The sequence below is a fragment of the Yersinia nurmii genome, assembly GCF_001112925.1.
Taxonomy (GTDB): domain Bacteria; phylum Pseudomonadota; class Gammaproteobacteria; order Enterobacterales; family Enterobacteriaceae; genus Yersinia; species Yersinia nurmii.
Genome location: NZ_CPYD01000019.1, coordinates 18,836 through 34,794, shown reverse-complemented (window position 1 = coordinate 34,794; position 15,959 = coordinate 18,836). Strand labels below are relative to the sequence as shown.

Sequence of the window (15,959 nt, the reverse complement as noted above, 5' to 3'; positions counted from 1 at the left end):
CTTTGCCGGCCACTCAGTGACTTGATTCGCTGTGTGCCGTCTCGATGGATGCGCATTATAGGGAGTTCCGCGCAGGCCGCAACTGCTAATTTCAATTAAAATGATCGTTTGCTGCATTCCACAGCAAAACCCCGCTTTATACCTTGTTGTGCACAAACTTATCCACAGATGCAATCTGAACTGAAAATTGACGAGCATCACGCAATCGTTTTCGCTACAATTCCCCGCGTCGAAAATGCGTGTCGATATTCGTTAAATATTGTCTCTGCAGATCGATTATTGGCAAAAGGATACAAGCGGAGCTGAAATTAGGCGGGTTTTTCCACTTTTCACGCAGTGCCACTCCTTTGTACCTGGCAGGAAACCCATTTCGGGACGTTATCTGAATCTGTTCCTCTCTATATAGAGAGAAGTGCAAGGTAGAGATTCACGTAACGCTCTATTAATAGCGAATGAAAAACTGCGATTCCAAAGCCAAGGGATAAAACCATGCAACAACGCCGTCCAATCCGCCGTGCTCTGCTTAGTGTGTCTGATAAAGCAGGTATCATTGAATTCGCCGAAGCGCTTTCTCAGCGTGGCATCGAATTGCTCTCCACCGGCGGCACCGCGCGCCTGCTAGCTGACGCAGGTCTGCCGGTTACCGAAGTTTCTGATTACACCGGTTTCCCGGAAATGATGGATGGCCGTGTTAAAACCCTGCATCCTAAAATTCACGGCGGTATTCTCGGTCGTCGCGATCAGGACGATACCATCATGGCAGAACATGATATTCAGCCGATCGATATGGTCGTAGTAAATCTGTATCCTTTCGCCCAAACCGTTGCTCGCCCGGATTGCTCCTTAGAGGACGCCGTTGAAAATATCGATATCGGCGGCCCAACGATGGTGCGCTCCGCCGCGAAGAACCACAAAGACGTGGCCATCGTGGTGAAGAGCAGCGACTACGCGGCAATCATCACCGAGCTGGATAACAACGACGGCTCCCTGACTTACCCAACTCGCTTCAACCTGGCTATTAAAGCGTTTGAGCATACTGCCGCCTACGACAGCATGATCGCCAACTACTTCGGCGCTATGGTTCCTGCCTATCACGGCAATACCGAGCAGCCTGCTGGCCGCTTCCCACGAACTCTGAATCTTAACTATATAAAGAAACAGGATATGCGTTACGGTGAAAACAGCCACCAGCAGGCCGCCTTCTATATAGAAGAGGAAGTGAAAGAAGCTTCCGTTGCTACCGCAGAACAACTACAGGGCAAAGCGCTTTCTTATAACAACATCGCCGATACCGATGCCGCGCTGGAATGCGTGAAAGAATTCAGCGAGCCAGCCTGTGTAATCGTCAAACACGCAAATCCATGTGGCGTAGCTATCGGGGATTCCATTCTGGCAGCCTACAACAACGCATATAAAACCGATCCGACTTCCGCGTTCGGCGGCATTATCGCCTTTAACCGCGAGCTGGACGCCGAAACCGCTCAGGCCATTATCAGCCGCCAGTTTGTCGAGGTGATTATCGCCCCAAACGTTACCGCGGATGCCCTGACACTATTAGCAACCAAACAGAATGTGCGCGTTCTCACCTGCGGGCAATGGCAGGAACGATCTGCCGGTCTGGATTTCAAACGCGTCAACGGCGGTTTGCTGGTGCAAGATCGTGATTTAGGTATGGTGACTGAAGCGGATCTTCGCGTAGTGTCCAAACGCCAGCCAACGGCGCAGGAACTACGCGACGCATTGTTCTGCTGGAAAGTGGCGAAGTTCGTGAAATCCAACGCCATTGTCTATGCTCGCGATAACATGACTATCGGCATAGGCGCAGGCCAGATGAGCCGCGTCTACTCCGCCAAGATCGCCGGGATCAAAGCCGCGGACGAAGGCTTGCAGGTTGTCGGTTCCACCATGGCGTCCGATGCTTTCTTCCCGTTCCGTGACGGTATTGACGCTGCAGCCGCAGTGGGTATTACCTGCGTGATTCAACCGGGCGGTTCGATCCGCGACGACGAAGTGATTGCCGCTGCAGATGAACATGGTATTGCCATGATCTTCACCGATATGCGCCATTTCCGTCATTAATTAACCTCACGGAGTTATCCCGATGAATATTTTGATTATTGGTAATGGCGGTCGCGAACACGCTTTAGGCTGGAAAGCCGCGCAGTCACCTCTGGCGGATAAAATCTATGTGGCTCCGGGTAATGCCGGTACCGCACTGGAACCGCGACTGGAAAACGTTGATATAGCGGCAACGGATATCGCCAGTCTGGTCGCTTTCGCTAAAAGCCACGATATCGGTCTGACCATCGTTGGCCCGGAAGCTCCGCTGGTGATTGGCGTGGTGGATGCTTTCCGTGAAGCGGGTCTGACTATCTTTGGCCCAACTCAGGCTGCGGCTCAATTGGAAGGCTCTAAAGCCTTCACCAAAGACTTCCTTGCTCGTCATGATATTCCGACGGCGTTTTACCAAAACTTCACCGAAATCGAACCGGCCTTGGCCTACGTTCGTAAGATCGGCGCACCTATCGTCATCAAAGCTGACGGTTTGGCCGCTGGTAAAGGCGTGATCGTAGCGATGACGCTGGAAGAGGCGGAAACCGCTGTTCACGACATGCTGGCAGGCAACGCTTTTGGCAATGCGGGCCATCGTATCGTGGTGGAAGAATTCCTCGATGGCGAAGAAGCCAGCTTTATCGTCATGGTAGATGGTGAAAACGTATTGCCGATGGCAACCAGTCAGGATCACAAACGGGTTGGCGATAGCGATACTGGCCCGAATACTGGCGGTATGGGCGCTTATTCACCGGCTCCGGTCGTAACCGATGAAATTCACCAACGAGTGATGGATCAGGTTATCTGGCCAACGGTACACGGTATGGCGGCGGAAGGTAATGTGTATACCGGTTTCCTCTATGCTGGCCTGATGATTTCTGCAGAGGGTCAACCTAAAGTGATTGAGTTCAACTGTCGCTTTGGCGATCCGGAAACTCAACCAATCATGTTGCGAATGCGTTCTGACTTGGTCGAGCTCTGTCTGGCTGGCGCTCAAGGCAAGCTGAATGAGAAAACCTCCGACTGGGATGAGCGACCTTCATTAGGCGTGGTACTGGCAGCGGGCGGCTACCCTGCTGAATATCGTCAGGGAGATGTCATTCACGGGTTGCCACAGCAGGAAATCGCCGGTGAAAAGGTGTTCCACGCTGGAACCCGCCTGGCTGACAATGAAGTGGTGACCAGCGGTGGCCGAGTGCTCTGCGTGACCGCTTTAGGCAAAGACGTCGCAGATGCGCAGCAACGGGCTTATCAGTTGGCTTCAGACATTCATTGGGAAGGTAGTTTCTGCCGGAAAGATATCGGCTATCGCGCTATCGCTCGCGGTAAATAATAGAGTATTTCAGAGGGCGCAACGTCTGTGCCCTCTTCTTCAGTTCAGGCGACAAACATCCATTTCGATACAAGCACGCTTAATAACTTGTTATTAATGCTACAAACTGCCGGGCTCTGGCTCCCAACGACAAAAATCTTCATTTGCGACTAACAACAACTCTTGCCCTTCCGGCGCATTCAACCAAGCGACACCGAGTGGTTGCTGCGTATTACTCGCCCGTTTAGCCAGCCACGTCTGTGCATAGTCTTCAAACTTAGGCCGCTGAACGCTGCCGCTACAGCTCGTCAGCACGCCATTTTGCAAGCGCCCTTGAATCAGATTCACATTCCCGGCACGTAGCGTGGTACTCAGTTCCAGAATACGTTTGGCTTCAAACTGATGAAAAGCTATCTCATCCGCCGTCAGCAGCTCGCGGCGCGAGGCCAGTTGGCGCTGCATAAAACTCACCGCACCCTGTTCATCAAAACGCAGTTGGATGGTTTCTGGATTTTCGCCGATATCGCTTCGCCGAATTTGGCGCAGAATACCGTGCTGATATTCATAGAAAACCACGCGAGTGACACCGCTCTGGTAGGGGCTGTAAACGCTCATGATCACTTGGGGATGTTGCTGAGAATCATCCTGACGCCAGATACGAACTACGCCGCTATCGGCAATGTAACCGCTGGCACTGAACTGGGGGGAATCGGAATGGCTGCTACAGGCGCTGAGACCAATGGCAAAACCCAAGGTCACCAGCACCCGCCGCATAAACAAAAGGGGCTTTGCCACCCCTCTGTTTATTATTTTCACTGACACACTATTATTTAACAGAGTCTTTCAGTGCTTTGCCAGAAACGAACGCAGGAACGTTAGCTGCAGCAATTTTGATTTCTTTACCGGTCTGTGGGTTGCGGCCAGTGCGTTCGTTACGATGATTCACTTTGAAAGTACCGAAACCAACCAATTGTACTTGCTCGCCTTCTTTCAGAGACTCGGTAATGGCAGCCAGAGTGGACTCCAAAGCAGCTTTAGCTTGGGTTTTGGAAAGGTCCGCTTTGTCCGCGATTACGTCAATCAGTTGAGTCTTATTCATAAGTTATCCTTACAGTGTGTTTATCGTTTGCAAAGCATCGAGTGCGACGGATATGCCGAATGACAGCACTCTCCTGCATACACGCACCGATAGCCACTTTTTTTCGCCCCCCAAATGTAGAACAGACAGGGGGCAGATGTGAAGCCTTAAGGCACGACAAATCAGGCGTTAAATCACGTTTTCTTGCCTTATTGCGTTAAATTTATGCCAATGTTACTCACAGCAGCTTCTCGCAGGTCAGATCGTAACCCTTTGATCAGATCTAAATCGCGTTCTTCACAGTCGGCCAACAGGCGGAAAATCTCCCATTGGATGTCCCATTCTTCTTCAACCGCCGGTAAAACTTTCAGTTCTTCGTCGGTCATTTCTTTGCCAGCCTGAGTCATTTCCAGCATGGCAACGGTGCGAATTGATGTCTCACTGATAGCAATAGCATGTTCCAGAGTTTCACCGCTTAAACGCGAGTGAATGGCCTCACCTAATGCAATGCAGGCATCAATGGCTGGATACACGCCGTAAATGGCGTAATCGTCAGCAGAAGGTATCGCTTCTTCCAGCTTTTCCAGTTGGCTATCGAAGTTCACTTTGGCGTCTTTTACCACCAGCGTTTCCCAGATCAAATCCAGAATACGTCGATAAACCGCCGGATCGCCAAATTCGGTTTCCAGGCAAAATTTCTGGTAATTCGGATACATACGCTCACATAAGCACGCCATGAAAGTCAGATGTTGCCAACTTTCCAGCTTTTCGAGACGTAAATGGATTGGGTTACGTAACATGATCAGATCTCATTCTTCATTATCTGCGCGGCAGTGTACCCGAAATTAAATCATATACCTATGAGAGAAAAACCGCCTCGGTCGGTGCTGAATAAGATAATTTCAGAAATGCCAATCATCCTTCATGCTAACCTGCCAAGGTGACTAATTGGTACAAAGCTAATTATTTACTAGAAAATAAATACACTTACACCTGCTTCGTCCCACTTCCAATCACGCCAACGCTGTATCAGATCATGCCAGATTCATCATCAGCGCAAGATGCAAACCGCCTGATCGATCACAGCAAAACATCTTCTTGCTATTAAGCAGGTCAATGCCAACGGAACCGGAGTGACCCAATGATACAAGCATTATTAAAAAATAAATGGATCTTTAGTCTTCTATTCTTCGCTGAGACAGCGCTCTCTGCCGATCTACTCGATAAGGTATTACGTGAAACTATCGTTTATCAACCTGTTATTGAGGCCTCATCGGGGAAAATATTCACAATCCGGATTAATCTGTACCAACCGGCGGGAAATGGCCCTTTTCCGCTGGTTATTCTCAATCACGGCATTGATCCTGACGGAAACCCAAATGAGCGTACGCGCTTTCACGTTGCGGCTCGCGAGTTTGTAAAACGCGGCTATGTCGTAATGGCACCACAGCGTTTCGGATTTGGTGGTTCTGAAGGACCTTTTGACACCGTGCCCTGCCAACCTGAAAGCTACGCTTCCCGTTCACTGCAAGAACTAAACGCCACTCTGAGCCATGCCCGCCAGCTGCCCTATGTGGATAATGAGAAAATCATTATTGCCGGTCACTCCGTAGGAGGACTTATCACCATGAAGGCCGGAGAACAGGAGATGCAGGGCGTGAAAGGCCTGATTAATATGGCGGGCGGTTATAACTGGCCTGACTGCGACTGGAAAACACCCTTGATGGCAACTATGCAGCAGGCAGGACACTCCTCCCTTCCCTCGTTATGGGTTTACACGGAAAACGATTCGTTATTCTCGATTGAGCTGGGTCAGGCCATGTTTGAGTCATATCGAGAAAATTGGCTAAACACTAATGGTGCCCATGTAGTCATGCCACGTTTTGTTGCGTTAAAGCCCTTTGCCAATGAAGGCCATGCTTTTTTCCAGTGGCAAGATGGAGTCCAGTTCTGGTGGCCTCCTGTGGCGATGTTTTTGACCGAACTGGGTTTACCAACGGCGATTGTCACAGACATCACTGCGCCCAGCCGAAACGAAGCCAGCGGTTTCGCCAGTATCCATGACGTCGAAAGTGTTCCTTTTAGCGAACGCAATAAAGAAAGTGGACGAGAGGCTTATAAACAGTTTTTAGCCGCGGAATCGCCACGAGCTTTTGCATTGAGTGAAGATGGCGATAGCTGGGGCTGGTTTGATAAACAAAATAACGTACTGGAAGATGCGCTGGAGATTTGTAATAACAATACGCTAAAAGCCTGTAGGATTTACGCCAACGACGGGGATGTGGTTTGGTAATATTTCCCGCCGGACTGATATCTGACAAAGGGTCCGGCGAGTTTTTTAACATTTTTTCGATATTGCCAACCAACGCTGAAAAGCAGGTCGATTCGACGCTATAGCATCAGCCCAACGGGTTGGCTCCGGTAAACGGTAACCCCGCATACAGTTTTGAACCCAAACCAACGCGCTATCCATACTGATACGGTGGCCGGGTGAAATAAACAGCGGATTACAGCGCAGTTTACTGCGCAGTTTACTGCGCCATACCCAGCCCAATTGTTCATCGCCATCAATCAATGGTTGCAACGTATTGGTTTCTAAAGGGGCAAACTGACCGCACAGGCGACTTTTCGCTACACCAATGGTGGGAACATCCGCCAGCAGGCCAAAATGGCTGGCTACGCCTAATCGACGTGGATGCGCAACACCCTGCCCGTCCACCAGCACTAAATCGGGCCAATGCCGTAACTGCGCCCAAGCCGCCATCAAGGCGGGATATTCACGAAAAGAGAGTAAGCCCGGAATATAAGGCATGGAAGTGGCAACTCTGGCTATTTGATATTCCACTAACTCCAGGGAAGGGTAGCGCAGAATGGCGATAGCCGCTCGCGTTACCGTCCCCTGTTGCTCAAAACCAACGTCGGCACCGGCAATCAATCGCGGAACCCTGAAGTCAGGATCGTCATGGAGGATAATTTCCGCGGCTCGCTGTCGTTGTTCCTGACGCAATCCCTGAGTATCCAACCTGTTTCCTCCGCTTAGACGTGGTTTTATCGATGCGAAATATTAATTTATACGCGATCTTAATTTATACATGATACTGGCGTGACAGGTTGTGTACCGCTTCAACGAATACACCCGCGTGCTCCGGCGGCACATCCTGATGGATACCGTGACCCAGATTGAACACGTGGCCTTCGCCATGCCCGAAGCCAGCCAGAATCGTGCCCACCTCCTGCTGAATACGTTCTGCTGGTGCATACAGCACCGATGGGTCCATATTGCCTTGTAGAGCCACTTTATCGCCCACGCGACGACGTGCTTCGGCGATATCCATAGTCCAATCCAACCCTAATGCATCACAACCGGTTGCCGCCATGGCTTCCAGCCACTGTCCACCACCTTTGGTGAAAAGAGTGACCGGCACACGACGGCCGTCGTTCTCGCGGATCAAACCGGCGACAATTTTGTGCATATATTGCAGGGAGAATTCGAGGTAGTCACGGCCAGTCAATACGCCGCCCCAAGTATCAAACACCATGACCGACTGCGCGCCGGCTTTAATTTGCGCATTCAGGTACAGAATCACGCTATCGGCCAATTTATCCAGCAGCAGATGCAGCGTAGCCGGTTCGGCATACATCATTTTCTTCAGCTTGGTAAAGGCTTTGCTGCTACCGCCTTCGACCATATAGGTCGCCAGCGTCCACGGGCTACCAGAAAAACCGATCAGCGGCACTTGCCCTGCCAACTCGCGGCGGATGGTACGTACTGCGTTCATGACATAGCCCAGCTCTTGCTCTGGATCCGGTATTGGCAGTTTTTCGACGTCGGCACGACAAGTAATCGGTGATTGAAAACGCGGGCCTTCACCCGTTTCAAAATAAAGCCCCAATCCCATTGCGTCAGGAATGGTCAGAATATCGGAGAACAGGATCGCCGCGTCCAGCGGATAGCGACGCAAAGGCTGCAAAGTGACTTCACAGGCTAACTCTGCGTTTTTACACAGTGCCATAAAATCCCCGGCCAGCGCGCGAGTTGCCTTGTATTCTGGCAAATAACGCCCCGCCTGTCGCATCATCCATACTGGGGTAACATCTACGGGCTGACGAAGTAAGGCGCGCAGATAACGATCGTTCTTCAACTCATTCATATGGGGCTCCCTTAATTATCTGGCGCTATTGTAGCATGCCTGATTTAGCTGTCCTGTACGGTGCGGCACAATGCCACGGTATCTTCGATTAAACGGCGGGCAACGGTGCCGGGCGGCGGTAACAGCGGCAGTTGATCGTAACGATACCAATTGGCGTTGAGCAATTCTTTTGGATCGTGGCGCAGTTCGCCGCTGTCATAGTCCGCCATAAAAGCTATCATCAATGAATGCGGGAACGGCCACGGCTGCGAGGTCACGTAGCGTAGATTTTTAATACGAATATTGCTTTCTTCCATCACTTCGCGGGCGGTCGCCTGTTCCAGCGTTTCGCCCACTTCGACAAAACCTGCTAATACCGTATGAATGCCGCCACGATGACGCACATGCTGAGCCAGCAGAATTTCTTCGCCGCGCCGAATCGCTACGATTACGCAGGGCGCGATTTGTGGATAATAACGTTCACGGCAATGATTGCACAGACAGGCCCATTCAGTGCGACTGGCATGCATTTGATGACCGCAGTAACCACAAAAGCGGTGAGATCGGTAAAACTCCGCTAATTGCACGCCACGACCAGCTAACTGGAATAAACCGCGATCTACATCCAGTAACTGACGCACCGATCCCATTTCGCTGGACATCAGTTGGCGAATCAACCAAACCGCCTGCCCTTGCCACTCGCCAATCTGTCGAGCCGTTTTCCCCTGTAATGACCAAAGTGCCGCGCTACCGTAGGGAAATTCCCCTTTTGGCAGCCACAATTTGTTCTCATGGCTAACGATCCACCAGCCATGTTCCTCACCTGTAAGTTGTAGTTCCATATCGTTGTTGCACAACCTCGACTTCACTGGCAATCTAGAATCTGGCTTGTTACATTTTTGTAACCTACCGTTACTTTTTCTTACTCACGGAGTCAATCATGCTCAACCGACTGGAAAGCCTGACTCAACGCGTTGGCGGCAGTAATGAATTAATTGATCAATGGCTTCATGCACGCAAAGAACTGTTAGTCTCGTATTGCACCGTGATCGGTATCAAACCACTAAAGGAAAAGCATACCCCGCTCAATCAAAAAGCGCTGGATAACTTTTGCCATAATCTGGTGGATTACCTCTCCTCCGGCCACTTCCATATTTATGACCGAATAATCAAGCAGGTAGAAGGTGCCTCTAGCCCCAAAATGGCGCTGGCAACCAAGTTCTATCCGGCGCTAAAAGATAACACTCAAACTATCATGGCTTTCCACGATCGCTATACCGACAATGAGATCGATCAGGATAGCTGCTTCGAATTCCATCAGGCATTATCGGACATCGGCGAAGCGCTGGACGCTCGTTTTACTCTGGAAGATAAGCTGATCCAACTGGCCGCCGAATCCTGGGAAACCGCTCACCCTGCGGCCACCGAAGATCCGACGAATTGACGCCATCATTCGCGCGGGTCTGATACGCAAACTGGAGCTTACACTGAGTCGTGAGCATTTGGATCACAGCCCAAATCCAAAACGACAAATAAAATAGCTTATAAGACAGACTTGTAGTTTTTATTCTGTCTCCTATACTGAGGCTTCTTGTCGGAGTGCCTAGCGCAGGCTTTTATTCAAGCAACGCGCAGGCTGAGACCGTTAATTCGGGATCCGCGGAACCTGATCGGGTTAGTACCCGCGAAGGGAACAAGAGTAATTTATCGCTATAGCACGGCTTTCACCTTTCGTGGATGAGATCCGTCGCACTTGGCTAACATTGTTACTCCCGCCAAGCTCCAGACAAGCAATTTTCCCGATAAACCACACTGGTAGGAATTTGCTATGTCTAATAATACTCCCGCTTCTCCATTGGCTACATCAGCTAAACCCAAAGCCCGCCCACGCAAAGAACAGCGTGAAGATGCCCAGCAGTTTATCAATACGCTGCAAGGCGTTAGCTTCCCTAATTCTCAACGGATCTACCTGCAAGGCTCAAGATCGGACATTCAGGTGCCGATGCGTGAGATCCAGCTCAGCCCCACCTTGATCGGCGGCGGCAAAGACGATCCTCGCTATGAAGATAACGAAGCGATTCCAGTCTATGACACCGCTGGTCCCTACGGCGATCCTCAGGCCAAACTGGATGTTCACGTAGGATTACCGAAACTACGCGATAGCTGGATCGCCGATCGCCAGGATACCGAAATGCTGGAGGGCGCAAGCTCAGGTTTCACTCAGCAGCGTTTAGCGGACGAAGGTTTGGATCATTTGCGTTTCGAGCATTTGCCACGCCCTAAAAAGGCCATTGCGGGTAAATGCGTGACCCAACTGCACTATGCCAGAGCGGGTATCGTCACGCCGGAAATGGAATTTATCGCTATTCGGGAAAACATGGGCCGTGAACGTATTCGCGGCGAAGTGTTACGCCACCAGCATCTGGGACAAGCCTTTGGTGCCAATTTACCGGAAAATATGACGCCGGAATTTGTTCGTCAGGAAGTCGCCGCTGGCCGCGCCATTATCCCCGCCAATATTAACCATCCAGAATCTGAGCCGATGATTATTGGCCGGAATTTCTTGGTAAAAGTGAATGCCAATATCGGTAATTCCGCAGTGACCTCCTCTATCGAAGAAGAAGTGGAAAAACTGGTCTGGTCCACCCGCTGGGGCGCGGATACCGTAATGGACTTGTCCACCGGCCGCTATATTCACGAAACCCGCGAATGGATTTTACGTAATAGCCCGGTGCCTATCGGTACTGTGCCTATCTATCAGGCACTGGAAAAAGTGAACGGCGTGGCAGAGAACCTGACCTGGGAAATGTTCCGCGACACTTTGTTGGAACAAGCCGAGCAAGGAGTGGATTACTTCACCATTCACGCTGGTGTGCTGCTGCGTTACGTCCCCATGACCGCCAAACGTCTGACCGGCATCGTCTCCCGCGGCGGTTCGATCATGGCCAAATGGTGCCTATCCCATCATCAGGAAAATTTCCTGTATCAGCATTTCCGCGAAATCTGCCAAATCTGCGCTGCCTATGACGTTTCATTATCACTGGGTGACGGCCTGCGTCCTGGTTCTATTCAAGATGCCAATGATGAAGCGCAATTTGCCGAATTGCATACCTTAGGCGAGTTAACCAAGATCGCCTGGGAATACGACGTGCAGGTGATGATCGAAGGTCCCGGCCACGTACCAATGCAAATGATCCGCCGCAATATGACCGAAGAACTGGAACATTGCCACGAAGCGCCATTCTATACGCTGGGGCCGCTAACCACCGATATCGCACCGGGTTACGATCATTTCACCTCAGGCATTGGTGCCGCCATGATCGGCTGGTTTGGCTGCGCCATGCTGTGTTATGTCACGCCGAAAGAACATCTGGGTCTGCCAAACAAAGAAGATGTTAAACAAGGGCTTATTACCTACAAAATCGCCGCTCACGCTGCAGATCTAGCCAAGGGGCATCCCGGCGCACAGATTCGCGATAACGCTATGTCCAAAGCTCGTTTTGAATTCCGTTGGGAAGATCAGTTCAATCTGGCGTTAGATCCTGAAACCGCACGTGCATATCACGATGAAACCCTACCGCAGGAGTCCGGCAAAGTGGCTCACTTCTGTTCCATGTGTGGGCCGAAATTCTGTTCGATGAAGATCTCACAGGAAGTGCGTGACTACGCGGCGGCGCAGGAGGCAGAGGCTCAAAACATCCAGATCCAACCATCACTGCAAAGCCAGCAATCCGGCATGGAACAAATGTCCGCCGAATTCCGTTCTCGTGGCAGCGAGTTATACCACAGTGCCAGCATTCGTCAGGTGGAGATCAATGATGAACAAGCCTGACGCACCTTTTGCTACCACCGAAAATCGGCTAGGACTTTATCCGGTAGTGGATTCACTGGAATGGATCGAGCGCATGCTGAAAGCTGGCGTGACTACGCTGCAACTGCGTATCAAAGACGCAACGGATATACAGATCGAGGATGAAATTGCCGCCACTATTGCCTTAGGTAAGTGTTATCAGGCTCGGCTATTCATCAACGATTACTGGCAGTTAGCCATGAAATACGGTGCTTACGGCGTTCATCTGGGGCAGGAAGATCTGGAAATTGCCGATTTACCTGCCATCCAGCGCGCCGGTTTACGCCTCGGCGTGTCTACTCATAATGAGCAAGAATTGGCGCTAGCACGGGAACTGCGCCCGTCTTATATCGCTTTGGGGCACATTTTCCCAACGGAAACCAAGCAAATGCCCTCTTCTCCTCAGGGGGTGGCGGCTTTAACCCGTCAGGTTGCCAAAACTCCCGATTTCCCTACGGTTGCCATTGGTGGCATCAGTATGGAGCGCGTGCCGCAGGTAGTCGCCAGCGGCGTGGGCAGCGTTGCCGTGGTCAGTGCCATTACTCGTGCGGAAAACTGGCAGCACGCAACCGCGGAATTACTACGTTTGGTTGAAGGTAAGGAAACAATTCATGTCTTATGAACAGTTGAACGATCAGGATTTTCTACGCTATAGCCGCCAATTATTGCTGGAAGATATCGGCCCGGAGGGGCAACAGAAGCTCAAGCAGTCTAGCGTGCTGATTGTCGGCCTGGGCGGCCTGGGCTCTCCAGCCGCGCTGTATTTAGCCGCTGCGGGAGTTGGAAAACTGTGGCTAGCCGATGACGATGCATTGGATATCAGTAACCTACAGCGGCAGGTTCTTTATCGCACCACTGATATCGGCCAGAGCAAAGCTCAGTTAGCTCAGCGTCATTTACAGAACCTTAACCCGCAAATTGAAACTATCAGCCTTGAGAGGCGTTTAGCTGGTAGCGATCTGGCCGACGCCGTTGCCGCCGCCGATCTGGTGCTGGATTGCTGCGATAACATGGAAACCCGTCATCAGGTCAACGCTGCCTGCGTACAAGCTGGAAAACCCTTGATTAGCGGTAGCGCCGTCGGATTCAGCGGTCAATTATTAATTATCGAACCACCTTACGCCAACGGCTGCTACGCTTGCCTTTATCCCGGAAAAGAAACACAGCAAAGAAATTGTCGCACCGCCGGCGTACTTGGCCCAGTTGTCGGTGTCATCGGCACCCTGCAAGCATTAGAAGCGATAAAGATGCTGGCAGGAATGCCATCGGCGCTGAGCGGAAAACTGCGCTTATTTGATGGAAAACAGCAAAACTGGAGCACTCTGCGCTTAAGCAAAGCCAGCCACTGCCAAATCTGTGGAGAAACCGAGTGAAAGTTTCGATCAATGATGAACTCATCGAGTTGGAAGATAACCTGACCGTCAATGCCATGCTAAGCCAATTGGGTTATGACCAGCCGGGCGCCGCGCTGGCTATTAATCAAACCATCATTCCCCGTGATAACTGGGACCACCATTTGTTAATGAATGGCGATGACATTTTGCTGTTTCAAGCGATTGCCGGAGGCTGATATGTTGAAAATTGCTGATACCACTTTTACCTCACGTTTATTTACCGGAACGGGAAAATTTGCCACGCCAGCCTTGATGCTGGACGCATTGCGGGCCTCTGAATCGCAGTTAGTGACCATGGCGATGAAACGGGTGGACCTGAAATCAGGTAATGACGCTATTCTGGCTCCGTTACAACAGCTTGGTATTCGTTTACTGCCTAATACTTCTGGAGCAAAAACTGCAGAAGAAGCCGTGTTTGCTGCGCGGTTGGCTCGGGAAGCGCTGGGCACTCATTGGATCAAACTGGAAGTACATCCAGACGTAAAATATCTGCTGCCAGATCCAGTAGAAACCCTGAAAGCGGCAGAGATTCTGGTCAAAGATGGCTTTGTGGTCATGCCTTACTGCAGCGCAGATCCGGTGCTATGCAAACGCTTGGAAGAAGTTGGCTGTGCCGCAGTGATGCCGCTGGCTTCTCCGATTGGCTCGAATCTAGGGCTGCTGACTCGTGATTTCCTGCGGATTATTATCGAACAAGCCAAAATACCTGTCGTGGTCGACGCTGGAATTGGCGCACCTAGCCATGCGTTGGAAGCTATGGAATTGGGCGCAGACGCGGTTCTAGTCAATACTGCCATCGCCGTTGCCCAATCACCTGTGCAAATGGCGCAGGCATTTAAACTGGCCGTCGAAGCCGGAACGCTGGCTCGTCAGGCTGGTTTAGGCCCTCGCCAACAACAGGCTAGCGCCACCAGCCCACTGACTGGTTTCCTTAGCCAAAGTGAGGAACGGCATAATGCCTGAAGACTTTAGTCATCGCTGGCAGCAGTTAGATTGGGATGACATTTCACTGCGCATCAACAGTAAAACCGCCCGTGATGTAGAACGGGCGTTAAATAGTAGCAAGCCGGATCGGGAAGACCTGATGGCATTAATTTCACCGGCGGCGTTAGCTTATCTGGAACCGATGGCACAGAAAGCTCAACAGCTTACTCGCCAACGTTTCGGTAATACCGTCAGTTTTTATGTGCCGCTGTATCTCTCTAATCTGTGCGCCAATGATTGCACCTACTGCGGTTTCTCAATGAGCAACCGGATTAAGCGCAAGACGTTGGATGAAGAGGAAATTATTCGCGAGTGCAAAGCGATTAAAGCGCTGGGCTTTGAGCATCTATTGTTGGTTACCGGTGAGCATCAAACCAAAGTGGGAATGGACTATTTTAGGCAGCATTTACCCACTATTCGCCGCCGTTTCAGCTCGCTGATGATGGAGGTGCAACCGCTGGCAGAAGAAGAGTACGCCGAGCTAAAAGCCTTGGGTTTGGACGCGGTGATGGTGTATCAGGAAACTTATCACACTGCCACCTACCATCAGCATCATTTACGTGGACAGAAGCAGGATTTCCATTGGCGACTTACCACGCCGGATCGTTTGGGCCGCGCGGGGATCGACAAGATCGGTTTGGGCGCACTGATCGGTTTGTCTCATAACTGGCGCACCGATTGCTATATGCTGGCTGAGCATTTGTTTTATCTGCAACAAACTTACTGGCAAACCCGCTATTCCATCTCGTTTCCACGTTTGCGTCCATGCGCGGGCGGAATTGAGCCAGCGTCACTGATGAGCGAATCACAGTTGGTGCAACTTATTTGCGCCTTCCGACTGTTCGCACCAGATGTGGAACTGTCGTTATCCACCAGAGAATCGCCCTTCTTCCGCGATCACGTTATTCCGGTGGCAATTAACAGCGTCAGCGCCGGTTCGAAAACCCAGCCGGGTGGTTATGCCGATAACGAACATCCGGAATTGGAACAGTTTGCACCTCATGATAATCGCTCGCCACAACAGGTAGCACAGACGATAACCCAAGCTGGCTTACAGCCGGTATGGAAAGACTGGGATGATTATCTAGGCCGCAGTTCTCTTTAGTTCAGGCAAAAAAAAACCGCTCCCGGAGGAGCGGTTTTTACTTGGGTGACGAAC

At 51.1% G+C, this 15,959-nt stretch carries 16 protein-coding genes and 1 riboswitch; of the genes, 10 read left to right on the top strand and 6 right to left on the bottom strand.

What is annotated here, in order from left to right; all coding sequences use genetic code 11:
- Nucleotides 1–489 precede the first annotated feature (489 nt).
- Nucleotides 490–2,079, top strand: a complete 1,590-nt coding sequence (gene purH / locus AD970_RS17820) for a bifunctional phosphoribosylaminoimidazolecarboxamide formyltransferase/IMP cyclohydrolase (protein ID WP_049602197.1) — start codon at nt 490–492, stop codon at nt 2,077–2,079.
- Nucleotides 2,080–2,101: 22 nt separating this feature from the next.
- Nucleotides 2,102–3,385: a phosphoribosylamine--glycine ligase gene (gene purD, locus AD970_RS17815; protein WP_049602195.1), complete on the top strand. Its 1,284-nt coding sequence runs from the start codon at nt 2,102–2,104 to the stop codon at nt 3,383–3,385.
- A gap of 99 nt (nt 3,386–3,484) precedes the next feature.
- On the opposite strand, the gene AD970_RS17810 is transcribed toward purD, so the two are convergent.
- From AD970_RS17810 to AD970_RS17800, 3 genes are all read right to left on the bottom strand, one after another.
- Nucleotides 3,485–4,138 (bottom strand): DUF1481 domain-containing protein, encoded by a 654-nt coding sequence (locus tag AD970_RS17810; RefSeq protein ID WP_049602193.1) that lies wholly within the window; start codon nt 4,136–4,138, stop codon nt 3,485–3,487.
- A gap of 52 nt (nt 4,139–4,190) precedes the next feature.
- Complete coding sequence (gene hupA, locus AD970_RS17805) at nt 4,191–4,463, bottom strand: nucleoid-associated protein HU-alpha (RefSeq protein ID WP_049602190.1); 273 nt, start codon at nt 4,461–4,463, stop codon at nt 4,191–4,193.
- Between the two features lie 188 nt (nt 4,464–4,651).
- Nucleotides 4,652–5,242, bottom strand: a complete 591-nt coding sequence (locus tag AD970_RS17800) for a YjaG family protein (protein ID WP_049602187.1) — start codon at nt 5,240–5,242, stop codon at nt 4,652–4,654.
- 341 nt (nt 5,243–5,583) lie between these two features.
- Here AD970_RS17800 and AD970_RS17795 point away from each other — a divergent pair, with 341 nt between their 5' ends.
- Entirely contained in the window at nt 5,584–6,735 is a 1,152-nt protein-coding gene (locus AD970_RS17795) for a dienelactone hydrolase family protein (RefSeq protein ID WP_053215286.1), read from the top strand.
- 45 nt (nt 6,736–6,780) lie between these two features.
- On the opposite strand, the gene nfi is transcribed toward AD970_RS17795, so the two are convergent.
- From nfi to nudC, 3 genes are all read right to left on the bottom strand, one after another.
- Entirely contained in the window at nt 6,781–7,464 is a 684-nt protein-coding gene (nfi, locus tag AD970_RS17790; protein ID WP_049602184.1) for a deoxyribonuclease V, read from the bottom strand.
- Nucleotides 7,465–7,528: 64 nt separating this feature from the next.
- Nucleotides 7,529–8,593 carry a uroporphyrinogen decarboxylase gene (gene hemE / locus AD970_RS17785; protein ID WP_049602181.1) on the bottom strand — a complete coding sequence of 355 codons (1,065 nt, stop codon included), beginning with the start codon at nt 8,591–8,593 and terminating at the stop codon, nt 7,529–7,531.
- 44 nt (nt 8,594–8,637) lie between these two features.
- Nucleotides 8,638–9,414: an NAD(+) diphosphatase gene (gene nudC, locus AD970_RS17780; RefSeq protein ID WP_049602179.1), complete on the bottom strand. Its 777-nt coding sequence runs from the start codon at nt 9,412–9,414 to the stop codon at nt 8,638–8,640.
- 98 nt (nt 9,415–9,512) lie between these two features.
- Here nudC and AD970_RS17775 point away from each other — a divergent pair, with 98 nt between their 5' ends.
- From AD970_RS17775 to thiH, 7 genes are all read left to right on the top strand, one after another.
- Entirely contained in the window at nt 9,513–10,016 is a 504-nt protein-coding gene (locus tag AD970_RS17775; RefSeq protein WP_049602176.1) for an Rsd/AlgQ family anti-sigma factor, read from the top strand.
- A gap of 141 nt (nt 10,017–10,157) precedes the next feature.
- A riboswitch (TPP riboswitch) is annotated at nt 10,158–10,282 on the top strand.
- A 118-nt stretch (nt 10,283–10,400) separates the two neighbouring features.
- On the top strand, nt 10,401–12,404 hold the full coding sequence (gene thiC, locus AD970_RS17770; RefSeq protein ID WP_049602173.1) for a phosphomethylpyrimidine synthase ThiC: 2,004 nt from the start codon (nt 10,401–10,403) through the stop codon (nt 12,402–12,404).
- Entirely contained in the window at nt 12,388–13,044 is a 657-nt protein-coding gene (thiE, locus tag AD970_RS17765) for a thiamine phosphate synthase (protein ID WP_084728197.1), read from the top strand. Before thiC ends, thiE begins: the two co-directional genes overlap by 17 nt.
- Nucleotides 13,034–13,795 (top strand): HesA/MoeB/ThiF family protein, encoded by a 762-nt coding sequence (locus AD970_RS17760; protein WP_049602168.1) that lies wholly within the window; start codon nt 13,034–13,036, stop codon nt 13,793–13,795. Before thiE ends, AD970_RS17760 begins: the two co-directional genes overlap by 11 nt.
- The gene (gene thiS / locus AD970_RS17755) at nt 13,792–13,992 is read left to right on the top strand and encodes a sulfur carrier protein ThiS (RefSeq protein WP_049602165.1); all 201 of its coding nucleotides are present in this window, start codon (nt 13,792–13,794) and stop codon (nt 13,990–13,992) included. Before AD970_RS17760 ends, thiS begins: the two co-directional genes overlap by 4 nt.
- A gap of 1 nt (nt 13,993) precedes the next feature.
- Nucleotides 13,994–14,779, top strand: a complete 786-nt coding sequence (locus AD970_RS17750; RefSeq protein ID WP_049602163.1) for a thiazole synthase — start codon at nt 13,994–13,996, stop codon at nt 14,777–14,779.
- Nucleotides 14,772–15,905 (top strand): 2-iminoacetate synthase ThiH, encoded by a 1,134-nt coding sequence (thiH, locus tag AD970_RS17745; RefSeq protein ID WP_049602162.1) that lies wholly within the window; start codon nt 14,772–14,774, stop codon nt 15,903–15,905. The genes AD970_RS17750 and thiH overlap by 8 nt, the downstream gene beginning before the upstream one ends.
- The last annotated feature ends 54 nt before the right edge of the window (nt 15,906–15,959 follow it).